This is a genomic window from Microvirga lupini, assembly GCF_014191055.1.
Taxonomy (GTDB): Bacteria; Pseudomonadota; Alphaproteobacteria; order Rhizobiales; family Beijerinckiaceae; genus Microvirga; species Microvirga lupini_A.
Map to the genome: position 1 here is coordinate 680,375 of NZ_JACHWB010000002.1, position 18,306 is coordinate 698,680.

13 protein-coding genes are annotated in these 18,306 nt (G+C 64.4%); 9 read left to right on the top strand and 4 right to left on the bottom strand.

All coding sequences use genetic code 11. The annotated features are described in order from the left end of the window. Positions 1-123 precede the first annotated feature (123 nt). Together FHR70_RS10330 and FHR70_RS10335 are read left to right on the top strand one after the other, a co-directional pair. Complete coding sequence (locus FHR70_RS10330) at positions 124-1,032, top strand: alpha/beta hydrolase (RefSeq protein ID WP_183449729.1); 909 nt, start codon at positions 124-126, stop codon at positions 1,030-1,032. A 167-nt stretch (positions 1,033-1,199) separates the two neighbouring features. Beyond that, positions 1,200-2,894, top strand: coding sequence for a calcium-binding protein (locus FHR70_RS10335; RefSeq protein ID WP_183449731.1), 1,695 nt, complete (start codon positions 1,200-1,202; stop codon positions 2,892-2,894). Between the two features lie 125 nt (positions 2,895-3,019). Here the strand turns inward: FHR70_RS10335 and FHR70_RS10340 are convergent, their stop codons facing one another. After that, positions 3,020-3,448 carry a nucleoside deaminase gene (locus tag FHR70_RS10340; RefSeq protein ID WP_183449733.1) on the bottom strand — a complete coding sequence of 143 codons (429 nt, stop codon included), beginning with the start codon at positions 3,446-3,448 and terminating at the stop codon, positions 3,020-3,022. 157 nt (positions 3,449-3,605) lie between these two features. Between FHR70_RS10340 and FHR70_RS10345 the strand changes: the two genes are divergently transcribed. From FHR70_RS10345 to FHR70_RS10370, 6 genes are all read left to right on the top strand, one after another. Continuing rightward, positions 3,606-5,657 (top strand): pseudouridine synthase, encoded by a 2,052-nt coding sequence (locus FHR70_RS10345; RefSeq protein ID WP_183449735.1) that lies wholly within the window; start codon positions 3,606-3,608, stop codon positions 5,655-5,657. 14 nt (positions 5,658-5,671) lie between these two features. Beyond that, complete coding sequence (gene rsmD / locus FHR70_RS10350) at positions 5,672-6,229, top strand: 16S rRNA (guanine(966)-N(2))-methyltransferase RsmD (protein WP_183449737.1); 558 nt, start codon at positions 5,672-5,674, stop codon at positions 6,227-6,229. Between the two features lie 178 nt (positions 6,230-6,407). Beyond that, the gene (locus FHR70_RS10355; protein WP_183449739.1) at positions 6,408-8,630 is read left to right on the top strand and encodes a calcium-binding protein; all 2,223 of its coding nucleotides are present in this window, start codon (positions 6,408-6,410) and stop codon (positions 8,628-8,630) included. Between the two features lie 140 nt (positions 8,631-8,770). Further along, positions 8,771-9,811, top strand: a complete 1,041-nt coding sequence (locus FHR70_RS10360) for a zinc-dependent alcohol dehydrogenase family protein (protein WP_183449741.1) — start codon at positions 8,771-8,773, stop codon at positions 9,809-9,811. A gap of 87 nt (positions 9,812-9,898) precedes the next feature. Further along, positions 9,899-10,942, top strand: coding sequence for an L-glyceraldehyde 3-phosphate reductase (mgrA, locus tag FHR70_RS10365; RefSeq protein WP_183449743.1), 1,044 nt, complete (start codon positions 9,899-9,901; stop codon positions 10,940-10,942). Positions 10,943-11,015: 73 nt separating this feature from the next. Beyond that, a complete protein-coding gene (locus tag FHR70_RS10370) occupies positions 11,016-11,453 on the top strand; it encodes a PilZ domain-containing protein (protein WP_246408000.1) in 438 nt (145 codons plus the stop codon). 48 nt (positions 11,454-11,501) lie between these two features. Here the strand turns inward: FHR70_RS10370 and mutL are convergent, their stop codons facing one another. Beyond that, positions 11,502-13,352, bottom strand: a complete 1,851-nt coding sequence (gene mutL, locus FHR70_RS10375; protein WP_183449745.1) for a DNA mismatch repair endonuclease MutL — start codon at positions 13,350-13,352, stop codon at positions 11,502-11,504. A gap of 490 nt (positions 13,353-13,842) precedes the next feature. On the opposite strand from mutL, the gene FHR70_RS10380 reads away from it, so the two are divergent. Beyond that, complete coding sequence (locus FHR70_RS10380; RefSeq protein WP_183449747.1) at positions 13,843-15,435, top strand: isocitrate lyase; 1,593 nt, start codon at positions 13,843-13,845, stop codon at positions 15,433-15,435. 102 nt (positions 15,436-15,537) lie between these two features. Here the strand turns inward: FHR70_RS10380 and FHR70_RS10385 are convergent, their stop codons facing one another. Together FHR70_RS10385 and FHR70_RS10390 are read right to left on the bottom strand one after the other, a co-directional pair. Further along, positions 15,538-16,854: a glucose-6-phosphate isomerase gene (locus FHR70_RS10385; RefSeq protein ID WP_183449749.1), complete on the bottom strand. Its 1,317-nt coding sequence runs from the start codon at positions 16,852-16,854 to the stop codon at positions 15,538-15,540. A 150-nt stretch (positions 16,855-17,004) separates the two neighbouring features. Beyond that, on the bottom strand, positions 17,005-18,282 hold the full coding sequence (locus FHR70_RS10390) for a M16 family metallopeptidase (RefSeq protein ID WP_183449751.1): 1,278 nt from the start codon (positions 18,280-18,282) through the stop codon (positions 17,005-17,007). Positions 18,283-18,306: the final 24 nt, after the last annotated feature.

Genomic DNA, 18,306 nt, shown 5'->3' on the forward strand with positions numbered 1-18,306 from the left:
ACGTTAGGTAAGTTTTCTCTCGTCCGAGTTGCGCCTCATTTTCCAGCGCCGTCTCATCAACTTTGGGGGCCGGCGCTCTAGTTTATTGTCGAGGCCATTTCACAACACACGAGCGGCTGCCCCATGAGCGATGATCTCTTTCCCGGTTTCGAGAGCCACTGGATCGACACCGAAGTCGGACGGATCTTCGCGCGCAGCAAGGGCAATGGAAAGCCGCTGGTCCTGCTGCACGGCTTTCCCCAGACGCATGCCATGTGGCATCACCTGGCGCCGACCCTCGCCGAAACCCACAGGGTCGTCTGCATGGATCTGCGCGGCTATGGCTGGTCCACGGCGCCTCAAGGGGATGCCAAGCACGAGACTTATTCCAAGCGCGCCATGGGCCGGGATGTCATCGAGGTCATGGAAGCCTTGGGCCATGTGCACTTCACTGTCATCGGGCATGACCGCGGCGCGCGCGTCGGCTACCGTCTCGCGCTGGACCATCCAGGCCGCGTCGAGCGCCTCGCCCTGCTCGACATCCTTCCGACCTATCATGTGTGGGAGCGAATGCGGGCCGGCACGATTCCCGAAGCGCATTGGGGCTATCTCTCTCAAGCCTATCCACAGCCGGAGGAGGAGATCGGACGCGATCCGATTCCCTATTTCGAAGGGCTGATGCGACAATGGTCTGCCGCAGGTGACCTCAGCGCCTTCGATCACCGGGCCGTGGAAGCCTACTGGCAGAGCTGCAACGAACCCACCCGCATTCACGCCTTCTGCGAGGATTACCGGGCCGGCGCCACGCGGGATGTCGAAGCCGATGAGGCGGACCTTGCAGCCGGCAAGACGATCTCCTGCCCGACCTACGTGATCTGGAGCGACTTCTATCTCGTGAGCGGCCCCATGGGACACGCGCAGAAGCCGGTCGAGATCTGGCGCCGGAGCTTCGCCCCCAAGGCGAACGGCATCGGCGTCACCTCGGGACATTTCGTAGCGGAAGAGAACCCGGGTGCGACCCTGGAAGCGTTGCAGGCTTTCCTGGCGGCTTAAGCGCGAAGCAAAGAATCCCCCACACCATATTTTCGACCCTGGGTCAGTACGGATCCATGGGAAAGCGCCTCCGTGCGCCATCACATGCCGGGTCTTCGGACAAAGGCTTATTCCATCCCCTGTGAAACTTGATTACACATCGGTAAGTTCAAACAGGGTTAGGGCAAATGGCATCATCGGTTCCGAGCTACATCAACTTCCGGTCCTTAGGGACGAGCGGTCACCTGACCCGATACGCCGATGGCAGCTTCCTAACCGTCTGGACGGAATTCTCGCGAAACGGAGATGCTTACGTCTACGGCAAGGCCTTCAAGGCGGACGGCACGACCTTGCGGGATGCGTTTCTGATCGATCATGCACCTTCTTCAGCGAGTGCGAGCTACTCGGAAATTACGGCCACCACCTTGAGCAACGGTCGCGCGGTGGTCGCCTGGATCAAGAGTGACGGCACCAGGAGCGTCGTCGGCAAGGTGCTCGGCGCAGATTTCAGCCTGTCCAGTGGATTGCTGCAACTCAGTCAGGGCGTCACTTCGCCTGATACCCCTCAGGTCCATGCTCTCCAGAATGGAGGATTCAACGTTCTCTTCAGAGGACCTGTGGTCGATCAAAGCGGAGAATCCGTCAGCGGTCTGTGGACTCATTCTCTGATGGTGGAGAACGGGGCCTGGGTCACCACTGAGCAGGCGCCGCTTCATGCGGAGCCGAATGATCCGAGCAACGCAACAGTGGTCCTGCGCAATGGGACGCATGTTGCTGTTCTTGCCGAGCCTGAAGGCGGCGAGACGCAGATCAACGTCTACATCAGAAACGGAGATGACTGGACCGGTCTTGGAATCGACAGGGTTCCCAATGTCACGAGCGGCATCAATCCCGCGATCAGCCCAATCGGCACCAACACTTTCGTGGTCGCCTGGGAGGATGTGGAGGGAGCAGGCCGCATCATCCGAGCCCAGATCGTCGACGTTGAAGGGAATATCATCGGAACCGCCAATTTCACGAAGCCGAACGGAACTCTGGAAGGCACGCCCGTCATCCAGCAACTGGAAGGTGGCGGGTTCGCGATTGCATTCGTCGTTGAAACGAACGGCGATGAGAACCTGTATACAGCAGCGGCAACAGCAAACGGCACCATCATCGCCAACACGATGCCAGTCGGGACCAATACCGCGGGAGATCAGTGGGATCCTTCCTTGATTCCATTGTCAGGCCATACCTATGCGGTAAGCTGGCAAAGCAATGGCGAGGCTGGCGGACCGCAATATATCGTCGAGGTCATCGGCGTCGCCGGAACACCGGTCACAACACCGACGATCCCCAACCCCAATACAAATCCCAACAACCCGAACGACCCAAACAATCCGACGCAAAGCACCGCATGGAACGGCACGAGCGGCAACGATGCTTATACCGGAACATCTGCCTCCGAAACGCTTAAAGGTTGGGGCGGCAGGGACATCATCGACGGTGCCGCCGGCGACGACAAGCTCTGGGGCGGTCTGGGCAATGACAGCCTGAAGGGCGGCGACGGTCTCGACATCTTTGTCTTCGATACCAGAGCCAATACGAAGACCAACAAGGACATGATCGCAGACTTTAAGGCGAAGGACGATACGATCTGGCTCGACAACAAGGTCTTTGCGAAACTCGGTAAAGCCGGCTCGGAGAAGAAGCCCGTGCAGCTGAAGAAGGACTTCTTCACCATCGGGTCAAAGGCCAAGGACAAGAACGACTACGTCATCTACGACAAGTCCAAAGGCAAGCTCTATTACGACGCCGACGGCTCGGGCAAAGGCAAGGCGGTGGAGTTCGCTAGCCTCTCGAAGAAGCTTGTAATGACCCACAAGGATTTCTTCGTCATCTGAGATCTCCTGGTGAGATATCCCGGAGCAGCGGACACGAAGGGGCATTTCTCATCTGAGTCCGCTGCTCAGACTCTTGAATCTGGACTGGCTTTTCGCTGACGCGGCCCTCGGATCCGGACGGCGTGTTAACGCCGCCCCTCGAAGAACTCCCGCAGCAAGGCCGCCGCCTCGCTCTCGCGGATGCCGCCATAGACCTCCGGGGCGTGGTGGCAGGTCGGCTGGTCGAAGAAGCGCACGCCGCTGTCCACCGCCCCACCCTTCGGATCATGGGCGGCGTAATAGACCCGCCGGATGCGGGCAAACGAGATCGCCCCGGCGCACATGGTGCAGGGCTCGAGCGTCACGTAGAGATCGCAGCCGGGGAGCCGCTCGTCGTCAAGGGCCTCGCAGGCCCGGCGGATGGCGAGCATCTCGGCATGGGCGGAAGGGTCGCGCAGCTCCCGCGGGCGATTCCCGGCCGAGGCGACGATGCGCCCGTCCCTGACGATGACGGCCCCCACCGGCACCTCCCCGCGCGCCGCTGCGGCGCGGGCCTCGTCGAAGGCTACGCTCATGGGATCCCTGGCTTCAGGATCGAATGGGGTTGATCCGGCGTTATCCGTCAAGCACGTGTTCCCCTGTGCATCGGGTGGGTCCCAAAAGTGCAGATCCACTTTTGGGTCCGATGCTATAGCCCTCGCTTCTCTACCACTCCTCTGCTATCAGGCTCCTATGACCGACAGCAACGACGATAATCGCAGGGGCCGTCCGCCGGGACGCTCCGACCGCAGCCGCACCTCCGGTGACAGGCCCCGCAAACCCCGCGAAGGCGGCGACCGACCCTTCCGCGCCCGTGGCGACGACGACCGCCCGCGCAAGCCCCGTGCCGCCGGAGATAAGCCTTTCCGCAGCCGCGATGGGGACAAGCCCTTCCGCCCGCGGGCCGAAGGCGGCGACAGGCCTTTCCGCAACCGTGACAACGACGACCGTCCGCGTCGTTCCGAAGGCGGAGACAAACCATTTCGCGCCCGCAGCGCCGGTGACAAGCCGTTCCGCCCCCGCCCCGAGGGCGGCGACAAGCCCTTCCGTCCGCGCCGCGAGGACGGGGACCGCCCCTTCCGCGGCCGTGGCAGCGACGAGCGCCCCCGCCGCTTCGACCGTGCGAGCGAGGATCGGCCGCGCCGCGCCCGCGAGGAGAGCCCCGAGGTCCGGGCCGAACCGCAGGAGCCGGCCGAGGACCGCATTGCCAAGGTCATCGCCCGCGCCGGCGTCGCGTCGCGCCGGGATGCTGAGGTTCTGATCGCGGAGGGCCGCGTGACCCTCAACGGCAAGGTGCTGGAGAGCCCCGCCGTCAACGTGACCGCAACTGATACGATCACCGTGGACGGCGAGCCCCTGCCCGCCAAGGAGCGCACCCGCCTGTGGCTCTTCCACAAGCCGCGCGGCCTCGTGACCACGGCCAAGGACCCGGAGGGACGCCCCACCGTGTTCGACAACCTGCCCGAGGATCTGCCCCGCGTGGTGGCGGTGGGCCGGCTCGACATCAACACCGAAGGCCTGCTGCTGCTCACCAACGACGGGGGCCTCGCCCGCGTCATCGCCCATCCGGACACCGGCTGGCTGCGCCGCTACAAGGTGCGCGCCCATGGCGAGATCAACCAGGCTGATCTCGACAGGCTGCGCGACGGCATCTCCATCGACGGTATCGATTACGGCCCCATCGAGGCCCGCCTCGACCGGGTGCAGGGCGACAACGCATGGATCACGATGGGCCTGCGCGAGGGCAAGAACCGCGAGATCAAGCGCATCCTCGAGCATCTCGGCATGCAGGTGAACCGCCTGATCCGCATGTCCTTCGGGCCGTTCCAGCTCGGCGATCTCGAGGTCGGACTGGTCGAGGAAGTGCGCACCAAGATCCTGAAGGATCAGCTTGGCGCGGCGCTTGCCGCTGAGGCGGGCGTGGATTTCGAAAGTCCCGTGCGCGAACCCATCGCGCCCTTCGGCTCGTCGAAGAAGGAGCGTGACGAGCGCCCTGCCCGGTCAGCTCGTGGCCGCGATGACGAGCGCCCGCGCCGCCGTCGCGACGATGACGAACGGCCGTTCCGCGCCCGGGACGGCGAACGTCGCGGCCGCGACGATGAAGAGCCCGCAAAGCGCCCCTCCCGTCTCGACCCGAAGCGCAGCGTGTGGCGCGCCGGCGAGACCGACGAGGATGCTCCGCGCAAGAAGATGCCCCGCCGTGGCGCCGATCCGCGAGAAGCCCGTGCCGCCGCCGGGGAGCGCGAGCGCGAACGCGTCGGCGCGATTACTTCCAAGGAAGGCCGCAAGGTCCGGGTGGAGCGCCTCGTGCGCCAACCGCAAGAGGAGGAGGCGCCCGCTCCGCGCAGGGGCCGGGCTGCTGCCGGAGGCGAGGACCGTCCGCGCCGCCGGGATGACCGCGACGCCGCTCCGCCGCGTCGCGATCGTGCCGGAGGAGCCCGTCCCTCACGCGGGGATGACGAACGCCCGCGCCGGTCGGCCGGCGACAGGCCCTTCCGGGCCCGCACCGAGGGTGGCGACGACCGTCCGCGCGCTCGCCAAGGCGAGCGTCCGTTCCGCGCCCGCGGCGATGATGATCGTCCCCGCCGTGGTCCTCCGCGCGGCGACGGTCCATCCCGCGGCGGGCCGAGAGGCGGCGCCGGCGGAGGCTTCAAGGGTGGCCCCAGAGGCGGAGCTTCAAAGGGCGGCGCTTCGAAGGGTGGCTTCAAGGGCGGTTCCAAGGGTGGCCCGCGCGGCCGCCGCTGATGGGGAATTAAGCCATGAGAATCGTGGGCGGGCGCTGGCGCGGCCGCTCGCTCAAGGGGCCGAGTTCGGACGCCATCCGCCCGACCTCCGACCGCCTGCGCGAGACGCTCTTCAACATCCTCCAGCATTCCTATGACGACCCCATCGAGGGTGCGCGCGTGCTCGACCTCTTCGCCGGCACCGGCGCTCTGGGACTGGAGGCGCTGTCGCGCGGCGCTGCCTTCGCGCTCTTCGTCGACGACGGCGCGCAATCCCGCGGCATCATCCGCGAGAACGTGGAAGCTTTAGGCGCCGGCGGCGCAACCCGCCTCTTCCGCCGCGACGCCACCCGCATGGGCGAGGCAGCGCCCAACGCGCCGTTCTCCATCGTCTTCTGCGATCCGCCCTACAGCAAGGACTTGGCCCCGAAAGCCCTGCGCTCCTGCGCGGAGGGCGGCTGGCTCGTGCCGGATGCCCTCGTGATCGTGGAGGAGGCGCAAGGCGTCGAGGTCACGCTGCCGGAGCGCTTCGAGGAGATCGAGCGGCGGGACTACGGGGAAACGAAGGTGGTGTTCGGGCGGTTTCTCGGCTGATCGCTTCGTCTCGCCGCATCACTTCTTACAAGACGGTTGTCCTATAGCAGATTCTGCATAACATTGCGTCACTGTGCCGAAGGGCGCCATGTTGTGACTGCGATGAGGGATCGTTATGGCCGAACCGTTTCTCTGGGGGGATGTGTTTTCGCTTCCATCCGGGGTCCAGTTTCCGCGAATGACAGCGCTCAGCAATGGCACCTTTCTGGTCGTGGGCAAAACCGGGACGTTTCCCGCTTTCACGCTCACAGCTTGGATCTACAATGCGGATGGATCCCTGAAGGCCAGGCAGGACCTCGATGTTCCGAAGCACGAGGTACCGGGTGTTTACGGAGACTTGGAACTCCCTGCCATCGATCCGATGGCGGTGGAACTGCCGGACGGTCGGATTGCAATCACCTGGACTGTGAATACGCCGAGTTCGGGAAACACCTATGTGGCCCCTTGGATGTCCATCTACACTGCCGATCTAAGACCAATCGGCACAACGAAGCCGGTTTTTGATCCGATCTCCGGCGCGAGGGACTATGCGGAGTCCATCATCGCCCTTGATGATGGAACGCTGGTCATCAGCGCCCGCAACGAAAAAGACGGCCACGCATACTTGCGCATGTTCAGCCCGAACGAGACACGCTCAGCTGCAATCGATCTCGGCTCGGCCAGTAGTTCAGCGCCGGGAACTGTTCTCACCGATGTCACTGCGCTGTCCAACGGCAATGTCGCCGTGGTGGTTCGCGAGGGCACCTCGTCCCTCAAAGGGTATGTGCTCACGCCGTCTGAGGCTAGCGGTTCGGCTCCGATGTCCTTTGAGATATCAACCACCTCATCGCCCATCAAAGAAGGTGTCAAAATCACAGCTCTCAAAGATGGTGGCTTCGTTGTGACATGGATGGAGCAAGGTTCAGCAGGGACACCGGATTTCAATACCTTCTTCAGAGTCTACGGCTCCGAAGGCAGCGCCGTGTCCGCTATAAAGCCCGTTTCATCCCTCTCATATCCGGAGCTTCTCTCAGCCGGTCATTCCGATGTGCTTTCATTGCCAAGCGGCGGATTTGCCGTCGCTTACGAGAAGGCAACAGGGTACGATGCCAGCGGCGAGCTTGGTTATGAAATCCATCTCGCACTCTTCGACAAAAACGGCACACGTCAGAGCGACGATGTTCGCGTCAGCCACGCAGCGACCGGGTCTATTGATCTGCACGAACTTCACCTCATGGGTGACGGGCGCATCCTCGTTCGCCACTCGCAAGGCATGCAGATCGTCGATCCGCGCGACAAGGCGATCTCCCTCAAGGGCACTGCGCAGAACGACCACTACATCGGCACGGCCTTCAACGACACGTTCGAGAGCAGCGCGGGAGCGGACAGGCTCGAAGGTGCAGGCGGCAACGACACTTATAAGGTGGACAATGCCGGTGACCGGGTGATCGAGAAGGCCAACGAGGGCGTCGACACCATCGAGACGAGCGTCAGCTACGCCCTGAGCGCCCATGTCGAGCACCTTATCGCCACGGGCTCCGCCTCCATTGCCCTCACGGGCAACGCGCTGGCGAACACGATCACCGGCAATGCGGGCGACAATACGCTCGACGGTGGCGCGGGAGCCGACATGCTCGATGGAGGCGACGGCTTCGACTTCGCCTCCTTTGCCTCGTCCTCGTACGGGGTGACCGCAAGCCTGTCTGGTGGCGACGGGGACAGCTTCATCGCCATCGAGGGGATCATCGGCTCAGGCTTCGCCGACACCCTCATCGGCAATGGCACCGCCGAACTGCGCGGAGCCGGCGGCAATGACACCTATCGGGTGCGCGCAGGCGACGCGGTCGTGGAGGCCGTCGGCCAAGGCAGAGATACCGTTCTCGTCTCCACCTCCTATGCGCTCCAAGTCGCGGCCGAGATCGAGGTGCTGAAACTCACCGGCATCTCCGCGCGCTCGTCTGCCAGCCTGACGGGCTCGGGCACCGCCAACGAGATCGTCGGGCATGCAGGGCGGACCACGATCAAGGCGGGATCCGGCAACGACAAGATCTATGGCGGCCTCGGCAATGACAGCCTGTGGGGCCAGAGCGGACGCGACATCTTCGTGTTCGACACGCGGCCGAACAAGAGCACGAACGTGGACCGGGTCTACGACTTCAAGTCCAAGGACGACAGCATCTGGCTCGACAACAAAGTCTTTACGAAGCTCGGTTCAGGCACAGCCTCCAAGCCGAAGAAGTTCAAGTCGGACATGTTCGTGGAGGGCAAGAGGGCACAGGATGCGGAGGACCGGATCGTCTACGACAGGAAGACGGGCGCGGTGTACTACGATCAGGACGGCACCGGCGCGAAGGCCCAGGTGAAGATCGCCTCCATCAGCAACAAGACGAAACTGTACTACCACGACTTCTTAGTGATCTGAGGGGCACCTCCCACATCCCCGCCTTCGCGAGGATGACAGCGGAGCGCCGGATCTGCTGGAACGATGGCACAGCATTTGCCCCGCTCTCGTCCAGCCGCTATACCGCGTCTTTATCACCGATAGCGGAGGCAAGGCGCGTCATGAAAGCGGTTCTCTTCGAGCAGTTCGGCCAGCCGCCGCGCGTGCAGAACGTGCCGGATCCGACGCCCTCCGCGGAAGGCGTCGTGATCAAGGTGGAGGCGACGGGGCTCTGCCGCAGCGACTGGCACGGCTGGATGGGGCATGATCCCGACGTGGTGCTGCCGCATGTGCCGGGGCATGAGCTCGCCGGCACGGTGCTCGCCACCGGCAAGCAGGTCACGCGCTGGAAGAAGGGTGACCGCGTCACGGTGCCGTTCGTCGGCGGCTGCGGGCATTGCCACGAGTGCAACTCCGGCAACCATCAGGTCTGCGAGCAGCAGTTCCAGCCGGGCTTCACCGCCTGGGGCTCCTTCGCGGAATATGTGGCGGTGGATTGCGCCGACACGAACCTCGTGGCGCTGCCCGAGGAGCTGGATTTCGTCACAGCGGCAAGTCTCGGCTGCCGCTTTGTCACGTCATTCCGCGCCATCGTCGACCAGGGCCGCGTCAAGCCCGGCGAGTGGGTGGCGGTTCATGGCTGCGGCGGCGTCGGGCTCTCCGCGATCATGATCGCAAGCGCCATGGGGGCGAACGTGATCGCCATCGATCTCACCGACGAGAAGCTTGCCTTCGCGCGTGAGATGGGCGCGGTGGCGACGGTGAACGCGCGCGAGAGCGCGGATGTCATCGGTACCGTGAAGGAGATCACCAGGAGCGGCGCGCATGTGTCCATCGACGCTCTGGGCAGCCCGGCCACCTGCTACAACTCGATCGCCAACCTGCGCCGCCGTGGGCGTCACGTGCAGGTCGGGCTGATGGTGGGCGATCATGCCCGCGCACAGGTGCCGATGGCGCAGATCATCGCCCATGAGCTGGAGATCTATGGCAGCCACGGCATGCAGGCTTTTCGCTACCAGGACATGATGGCCATGATCCGCACCGGCAAGCTTGCGCCGCAAAAGCTCGTCGGCAAGCATCTGAGCCTGGAGGAAGCACCCGAAGCCCTTATGGCCATGGACCGCTTCGAAGGCCTCGGCATCAGCGTCGTCACGCGCTTCTAGACGCAGGAGCGCCAAGCTCGCATTGTTGAACGCGCGTCAGGCGCGCTATGTAAGTCTTCGGCCTTGCCGGCCGCGCTGGAGAATTCGATGGCCTACCTGCCCGCTGAAAACCGTTACGATTCGATGACCTACAACCGGTGCGGCCGCAGCGGGCTGATGCTGCCGGCGATCTCGCTCGGGCTCTGGCACAATTTCGGCGAGGACAAGTCGGCTGCGACCGCGCGGGAGATCTGCCGTACGGCCTTCGATCTCGGCATTACGCATTTCGACCTTGCCAACAATTACGGCCCTCCCCCAGGCTCGGCCGAAACCCTGTTCGGCGAGATCCTGCGCCATGACTTCCACAGCCTGCGCGACGAGTTGGTGATCTCCACCAAGGCGGGCTACCGCATGTGGCCCGGTCCCTACGGCGAGTGGGGCAGCCGCAAGTATCTCCTCTCCAGCCTCGACCAGAGCCTCAAGCGTATGGGGCTCGATTATGTCGACATCTTCTATTCCCATCGCTTCGACCCGAACACGCCGCTGGAAGAGACCATGCTGGCGCTGGACTCCGCCGTGCGGCAGGGCAAGGCGCTCTATGTCGGCCTCTCGTCCTACAACAGCCAGCGCACCCGCGAGGCCGTCGCGATCCTGCGCGAATTGAAGACGCCCTGCATCATCCACCAGCCGAGCTATTCCATGCTCAACCGCTGGATCGAGGAGGATGGCCTGCTCGACACGCTCGATGATGTCGGCATGGGCTCGATCGTGTTCTCGCCGCTGGCGCAGGGCATGCTGACCACGAAGTACCTGAATGGAATTCCCGAGGAGAGCCGCGCCGCTCAGGGCAAGTCCCTGCGCACGACTTTCTTAAGCGAAGACAACCTTGCACGGATCCGGGGCCTCAACGGCATTGCCGAGCAGCGCGGCCAGACCCTGGCCCAGATGGCGCTCGCCTGGGTGTTGCGCGGCGGTCGCGTGACCTCGGCGCTCATCGGCGCGAGCCGTCCCGAGCAGGTGGTCGACTGCGTGGGCGCGCTCAAGAACCTATCATTCACGGCAGACCAGTTGGCGGAGATCGACCGTTATGCCGGCGAGGGCAATCTGAACATCTGGGCGGCCTCGGCGGAGCGGAAGGGTCCGTCACGCTAAGACAGGCATAATCCCCAGTCCCTTCGGGGATACCCCTTTCGGGGGACTTGAGAAGCTGGTTAACAAGTGGTTAATGCAAAGCTTCATTGGCCAATTGTTCCAGGTCTCCTCCATGGTCCCTGCCACCGACAACCGCCGGCACGCCAGGCGCTTTCCGACCCATCACCCGGCGCAGATCCTGCTGGGGCCGGATGCGATGATATCCTGCACGGTGCGGGACATCTCGACCGGTGGCGCCAGGATCGCCCTGAAGCCGCAGATGGATCTGCCTGAGACCTTCGAGCTGTTCATCGCAGCCCACGACCTGCAGGTTCGCCGGGCGCGGGTGTGCTGGCGCAAGGGCGCTTTCGCCGGGGTGGCATTCAGCGCCGACGAGTCGGATGCTGCCATGAATGTCGACGCGCCTCGCACGCTCTCTTTCGAAGATTGCCTCGATCAGGCCGCCATGCCGGCCCATCTTGCGGCCAAACCGGCCCGCAAGAACCTCAAGCTCTGGCAGACCAGCATCTGATCTTCATTCAAGCGCTTCCACAATGCGGAGCGCTTGCACAGGGCTCCCTCACCGCCGTCCGAACAGGCGCTCGATATCCGTGAGCTTGAGCTCCACATAGGTCGGCCGGCCGTGATTGCACTGGCCCGACATCGGCGTCGCTTCCATCTCGCGCAGGAGCGCGTTCATCTCCTCAGGCCGCAGGCGGCGCCCAGCGCGGATCGAGCCGTGGCAGGACATGCGCGAGAGCACCGCGTCGAGCCGCTCTTCCAGCGGGCTTGAGGCGCCCTGCCCCCATTCGGCGAGCGCATCGGCCACATCCTGCACCAGGGCCTTGATACGTCCACCGGCCAGAGCCGAGGGCACCTCGCGCACGAGCAGCGCGCCGTGACCGAATGGCTCGACCACGAGCCCAAGCCCCTCCAGCGCGGCGGCCTCCGCCAGCACCCGGTCCGCATCGACCGGATCGAGATCGACGACCTCCGGGATCAGCAGCAATTGCCGCGCGATGCCGGACGAGGCGCGCTCGCGCTTCAGGCGCTCATAGACCAGGCGTTCATGCGCCGCGTGCTGATCGACGATGACGATGCCGTCCTGCGTCTGCGTCACGATGTAGGTGCCATGCAGCTGCGCGCGGGCTGCGCCGAGCGGCGATTCCTCGGCCTGGGGCTCCACTTCCGCAAGGGTCGCGCGGCTGTCGGCGGAAGGCACGGCGAGATCGGGCAGGCTCGCCTGCCTCTCGGCAAGGCCCGGAGCCGATGTATAGGGTTGCTCCGGCGCATCGAGCGGCGCCTGCCAGTTCGCAAAGGCGCTCGTGGGGCGAATAGCGTGCGTCCGATGCGGATAGGCCGGGCGCATGGGGAGCGCGCCTTGCGGGCGCAGGCTCTCGAGCGTGCGCGTGCCGCCGGTCGAGGAGGCCCGGAAGGCGTGCCGGGTAATTGCTTCTTTCAGAGCCGCCACCACGAAGCCGCGCACGAAGGCCGGATCGCGGAAGCGCACCTCGGTTTTCGCCGGATGCACGTTCACGTCGACGCTGCGCGGATCGAGTTCGATCATGACGGCGAGCACCGGATGCCGGTCCGAGGCCATCACATCCGCATAGGCGCCGCGCACGGCGCCGAGCAGCAGCTTGTCGCGCACGGGCCGTCCGTTGACCACGAAATGGATCGCCGTTCCGGTGCCGCGATGATAGGTCGGCAGGCTCGCAAACCCGGTGAGCCGCACGCCCTCGCGCTCGACGCCGATGGACATGGCGTTCTCGTGAAACTCCGCTCCCAGCACCCGCGAGAGACGGCGCAGGAAACCATGCTCGCCTGGCTCCTCCGGCGGATAGGTGAAGGCGGTGATATGCTCGCCCGACAGGGTGAAGCGGATCGTCGGGTGCGCGATGGCGAGCCGCTTGACGATCTCCGCCACGGCCTGCGCCTCGGAGCGGTCGCTCTTCAGGAATTTCAGGCGCGCAGGCGTGGCGGAAAACAGGTCCGTGACCTCGACACGGGTGCCCTTCGGCGCGGGCGCGGGCCGCACGGGGCTTTTCACACCTGCTTCCACCACGATGGCGCTGCCGGTCTCGGCCTCCGCTGTACGAGAGACGATGGAGAGCCGCGCGACCGCGCCGATGGAGGGCAGGGCCTCGCCGCGAAACCCGAGGGTGTTGATGGCGAACAGGTCGCCATCCGGCAGCTTGGACGTGGCGTGCCGCTCGACCGCCAACTCCAGGTCTTCGGGCGTCATGCCCCGGCCGTCATCGACGATGCGGATCAGGCGCCGGCCGCCCGCCTCCACGGTGATCTCGACGGAGGTCGCGCCCGCATCGACGGCGTTCTCGACCAGCTCCTTCACGGCGGCGGCCGGACGCTCGACGACCTCGCCCGCAGCGATGCGGTCGACGAGGATGGGATCGAGGCGGCGGACATGCATGAGGATTGGGGGTCTCAAGGATTCGGATAGCAGGAAGATAGGCGCTCTAAGCGCCGGAAACCAGAACGGGCGACGGTATTCCCCTGCCTGTTTGAACGCCACAGGGCCGCAGAGCGGGTTCCATCCAAGGTCACCCGTGGCCTATCAACCCTCCGGACTGACGGCAGGATTGTAAAGACGGTGACATTCGTCCTGTCACGAGAGATGAGGCTTTGCACCGACCCTCCCCGTTTGAGATATATCCATCTTTAGGATGAGCGATCTCCCTTGCAGATCAGAATATTAGCATCTCACTTGGCATCCCGATGGCGGTCCGCAAGAAATATCAATGGCTTGGCTTAACTTGCCAATACGGCATAGATTGTCAATAATTTACAGGTTGACTCCACCTCTCTTGTAAAGCTTCACACCTGAACCTTAACTCGTCTTCCCGCCCCTGAACGCACCCGGTACTTCCTCGTTCAACCTTCACGAAACGAGGAACACAACCGTGGCTTACCAAGATCAGATCACACAGGCTCAAATCCTTATCGAAAGCCAGAGCACCTGGAACGGCATCGCCCCCGAATCCGTCGCCCGCATGAGGCTACAGAACCAGTTCAGGACAGGCCTCGACATCGCGCGCTACACGGCCAGGATCATGCGCGAGGACATGGCGGCCTACGATGCCGACCCGTCGCTCTACACCCAGTCGCTGGGCTGCTGGCACGGCTTCATCGGCCAGCAGAAGATGATCTCGATCAAGAAGCATTTCGGCTCCACCAAGCGCCGCTACCTCTACCTGTCGGGCTGGATGGTCGCGGCCCTGCGCTCGGAGTTCGGCCCCCTGCCCGACCAGTCGATGCACGAGAAGACCAGCGTTCCCGCGTTGATCGAAGAGCTCTACACCTTCCTGCGCCAGGCCGATGCCCGCGAACTTGGGCTCCTGTTCCGCGATCTCGATGCGGCGCGCAAGAGCAGCAACATGGTCAAGGAACGGGAGATCCTGAACGCGATCGACAATTACCAGACGCATATCGTGCCGATCATCGCCGACATCGATGCGGGCTTCGGCAATGCCGAGGCGACCTATCTGCTCGCCAAGAAGATGATCGAGGCCGGCGCCTGCTGCCTCCAGATCGAGAACCAGGTTTCGGACGAGAAGCAGTGCGGCCACCAGGACGGCAAGGTCACCGTCCCGCACGAGGACTTCCTCGCCAAGATCCGCGCCATCCGCTACGCCTTTCTGGAACTCGGCGTCGATGACGGCCTCATCGTTGCACGCACCGACTCGCTCGGCGCAGGGCTCACCAAGCAGATCGCCTTCAGCCGCGAGCCGGGCGATATCGGCGATCTCTACAACGGCTTCCTCGATTGCGAGGAAATCACGCCAGAGACCTGCGCCAACGGTGATGTGGTGATCAACCGGGGCGGCAAGCTCATGCGTCCGAAGCGGCTGGCGAGCAACCTGTTCCAGTTCCGCCCCGGCACGGGAGAGGACCGTTGCGTGCTCGACTGCATCACGGCCCTGCAGCACGGTGCCGATCTGCTCTGGATCGAGACTGAGAAGCCGCATGTGGAGCAGATTGCAGGTATGGTCGACCGCATCCGCGAAGTGATCCCGAACGCGAAGCTCGTCTACAACAACTCGCCGTCCTTCAACTGGACCATCAACTTCCGCCAGCAGGTCTACGATGCGTGGGCGAAGGCCGGCAGGGACGTGTCGCAATACGACCGCGCCAAGCTGATGAGCGTGGATTACGACAGCACCGAACTCGCCAAGGAGGCCGACGAGCGCATTCGCACCTTCCAGGCGGACGGAGCCAAGCGCGCCGGCATCTTCCACCACCTCATCACCCTGCCCACCTACCACACGGCTGCGCTCTCCACCGATAATCTGGCGAAGGAATATTTCGGTGATCAGGGCATGCTTGGCTACGTGCGCAACGTGCAGCGCCAGGAGATCCGTCAAGGCATCGCCTGCGTGAAGCACCAGAACATGGCCGGCTCCGATATCGGCGACGACCACAAGGAATACTTCGCCGGCGAGGCCGCCCTGAAGGCCGGCGGCGCACACAACACCATGAACCAGTTCGCGGCTTAAACGATCAGCGGGCGGAGCACCGAATGCTCCGCCCGCAAAACATGAAACGTTTCAAGGCGGCTTGCGATGATCAGATCGCAAGCTGTTCCTGTTTTCAGACGCCTATCCTTGCGCGAGATACTGCTTGGCGAGAATCTTGCCCTCTTCCACGGCTGGCTGGTCGAATGGATCGACACCCATCGCATAGCCGGCGAGGATCGTCTCCAGCATGAAGTGCATGAGGAGTTCGCCCACGGCGCGCTCGTCGAGAGCCTCGACATGGATCTGGCGGGTCGGACGGCCGTTGCGGGCGAGCGTATCGGCGGTGGCGCGCCCCTGCGCGGCCACGAGATCGCCGATGTGCTTGCCGCCGAAGCCCGGCTCGCCGGCCCGCTTGGCCAGCTTCTCGTCCATGAGCGGCCCCTTGCCGGCAACGCCCGTGGTCATGACCGTGAAAAGCTTGTCGTTCGGGCCCGCGAGATAGAGCTGCAACTGGCTGTGCTGATCCACCGGCCCGATGGCCGCCACCGGCTGGGTGCCGTGACCCTCCTTGCCGATGCTCTCGGCCCAAAGCTGCACCCACCAACGGGTGAAGCGCTCGAGCCGGTCCGCATAGGCCATGGCCACCGTGATGCCCTTGCCGTCTCGGGCCATGGCAACGTTGAGGGCAGCGCCGAGCGCCGCCGGCGCGTCCTTGGCCGCAGCGCCGCTGAGGAAGGGCTCGTAGGCGTCAGCCGCCCCCTGGCGGATCGCCGCGATGTCGAGGCCGAGCACGGCGGCCGGCAGCAGGCCCACATTGGTGAGCACCGAATAGCGCCCGCCGATGCCGGTGTGATGCTCGAGAAAGCGCACGCCCTCGGGCTCCAGCAGATCGCGCAGCGCATTTCTGCCGCCGTCCTTGCGCGGCTCCGAGAGGCCGAGGAACACGTCCTTGGGATGGGCGCTCAAGCCTGCCTTCTCCAAGGCCGTGAGCACGGCGATCGTCTGCATCAGGGTCTCGCCGGTGCCACCGGATTTCGAGATCGACACGAACTTGGTCGAGGAAAGCGGCAGCTTGTGGAGGATGCGGTCGAAGGTGACGGGATCGAGATTGTCGAGGAAGTGGATGCGCGGGCTCTCGGTGAACCGCCCGGCCCCCGGCACCGCATAATCCCTGAGCTGGGCCAGGGTCTGGCCGCCGAGGCTCGATCCGCCCGTGCCGAGGAACACCACGTCGGTGGCATCGTCGCGCAGGAAGGCCGCCGCCTCGCGGATACTGGCCAGGTCATCCGTGGTGCGAGGCATGTGGAGCAGCGGCAGCCGTCCCGAGGCATCGTCCTCTGCTAGCCGCTTCATGGCCTGGCCTACGAGCCCAAGCGCTTCGTCCAGCGCCGCCTGCGGCAGACCGCCCTCCCCGATGTTGGCATCCAGGGCGAGATCGATCGATTGCTGCAGGGGCATAGGCGTACTCCGACTCGTTGCAAGTTGGAGCGCAAGATTAGGGCAGAGAGCCCGGCGCGGCTAGGGTCAAGCCGGAATGCCCTCTGCACAAGGGGCACCCCGCCCGCTCCTTCACAGGTTGTCCTGAGCCGATGACCGGCTCAGAGGGTCTCACACGCCGGTCGGCCGACCCGCGATCACCGTCAACATCCTGCCGTCGCCGAAGATGCGCTCGGCGGCCTTGCGGATGTCGGCCTGGGTCACGGCACCGACGAGCGCGTTGCGGCGGGCGATGTAATCGATTCCGAGGCCCTCGAAGGCGATCTGAGCCAGGGTGTGGGCGATCTTGGTCGAGGTGTCGAAGCCCAGCGCATATGAGCCTATGAGATAATCTTTGGCCTTCTGCAGTTCCTCGTCGCTCGGTCCTTCGCTCGTGAGTTTGGCCATCTCGTCGGTGATGACATCGAGAGCCTCGACCACGCGCTCGTTCTTGGTGGCCGTATAGCCCCAGGTCATGGCGGCGGAGCGGTAGCTCACCAGGGACGTGCCGACGCTATAGGCAAGACCACGCTTCTCGCGCACTTCCTGGAACAGGCGCGACGTGAAGGCGCCGCCGCCCAGGATATGATTGAGTACATAGGCCGGGATGAAGCCGGGATCGCGCCAGGCGATGCCGTTCATGCCGAAGCGGATGACCGATTGCGGCACGTCGAGATCGACCACGATGCGCGAGCCGATCTTCTGCAGCTGCGCAGGCTCGATGATCCCAAGAGGCTTCGCTTCGGGCAGAGAACCGAACACCCTGTCGAGCAGCGCTGACAGGTTGTCGGAGCCGATGGCACCGACGACCGCGACCTTGACGCGACCGCGGGCGATGATCGCCCGATGCATGGCCACGAGATCGTCCCGCGTGATCGCCGCGACGCTCTCAGGGGTGCCGGAGGTCGGACGACCATAGGGGTGGCCGGCAAAACCCTCTTCGAAGAAGCGGCGGGTCGCCATGACGCCGGGATCGTTCTGCTGGTACTTCAGGCCGGCAATCGTCTGGGCGCGCACACGCTCGATGGCATCCTGATCGAAGCGCGGTTCGGCGAGCGCCAGGCGCAGCAGTTCGAAGGCTTCATCCGCATGCTTGACCAGCGTCTTCAGGGATCCGCCGAGCGCGTCGTTGCCGGCGTTGAAGGACAGCTCGATGGCACGCGCCGCCAGACGCTCCTGGAAGGCGTCGGAATCGTATTCGCCGGCGCCCTCGTCGAGAAGGCGCGCGAGCATCTGCGCCACGCCCGGCTTAGTCTCAGGATCATGCGCCGAGCCGCCCTCGAAGATGAACGAGACGGCGATGAGCGGCACCACGTCGGACTCAACGTGCCAGGCCTCGACTCCACCCGGCGAGGTCAGCACCTTCACCTGGGTCGGAGACGAGGACAGGGTTTCGACAGAAGCTGTCATTGTGACCTCAAATTCTGGGGCGGG

Bases quoted from the DNA above. Each gene is read 5' to 3' on its own strand.
- FHR70_RS10330 (WP_183449729.1), top strand. From the start codon at position 124: ATGAGCGATGATCTCTTTCCCGGTTTCGAGAGCCACTGGATCGACACC.
- FHR70_RS10335 (WP_183449731.1), top strand. From the start codon at position 1,200: ATGGCATCATCGGTTCCGAGCTACATCAACTTCCGGTCCTTAGGGACG.
- FHR70_RS10340 (WP_183449733.1), bottom strand. From the start codon at position 3,448: ATGAGCGTAGCCTTCGACGAGGCCCGCGCCGCAGCGGCGCGCGGGGAG.
- FHR70_RS10345 (WP_183449735.1), top strand. From the start codon at position 3,606: ATGACCGACAGCAACGACGATAATCGCAGGGGCCGTCCGCCGGGACGC.
- rsmD (WP_183449737.1), top strand. From the start codon at position 5,672: ATGAGAATCGTGGGCGGGCGCTGGCGCGGCCGCTCGCTCAAGGGGCCG.
- FHR70_RS10355 (WP_183449739.1), top strand. From the start codon at position 6,408: ATGACAGCGCTCAGCAATGGCACCTTTCTGGTCGTGGGCAAAACCGGG.
- FHR70_RS10360 (WP_183449741.1), top strand. From the start codon at position 8,771: ATGAAAGCGGTTCTCTTCGAGCAGTTCGGCCAGCCGCCGCGCGTGCAG.
- mgrA (WP_183449743.1), top strand. From the start codon at position 9,899: ATGGCCTACCTGCCCGCTGAAAACCGTTACGATTCGATGACCTACAAC.
- FHR70_RS10370 (WP_246408000.1), top strand. From the start codon at position 11,016: ATGCAAAGCTTCATTGGCCAATTGTTCCAGGTCTCCTCCATGGTCCCT.
- mutL (WP_183449745.1), bottom strand. From the start codon at position 13,352: ATGCATGTCCGCCGCCTCGATCCCATCCTCGTCGACCGCATCGCTGCG.
- FHR70_RS10385 (WP_183449749.1), bottom strand. From the start codon at position 16,854: ATGCCCCTGCAGCAATCGATCGATCTCGCCCTGGATGCCAACATCGGG.
- FHR70_RS10390 (WP_183449751.1), bottom strand. From the start codon at position 18,282: ATGACAGCTTCTGTCGAAACCCTGTCCTCGTCTCCGACCCAGGTGAAG.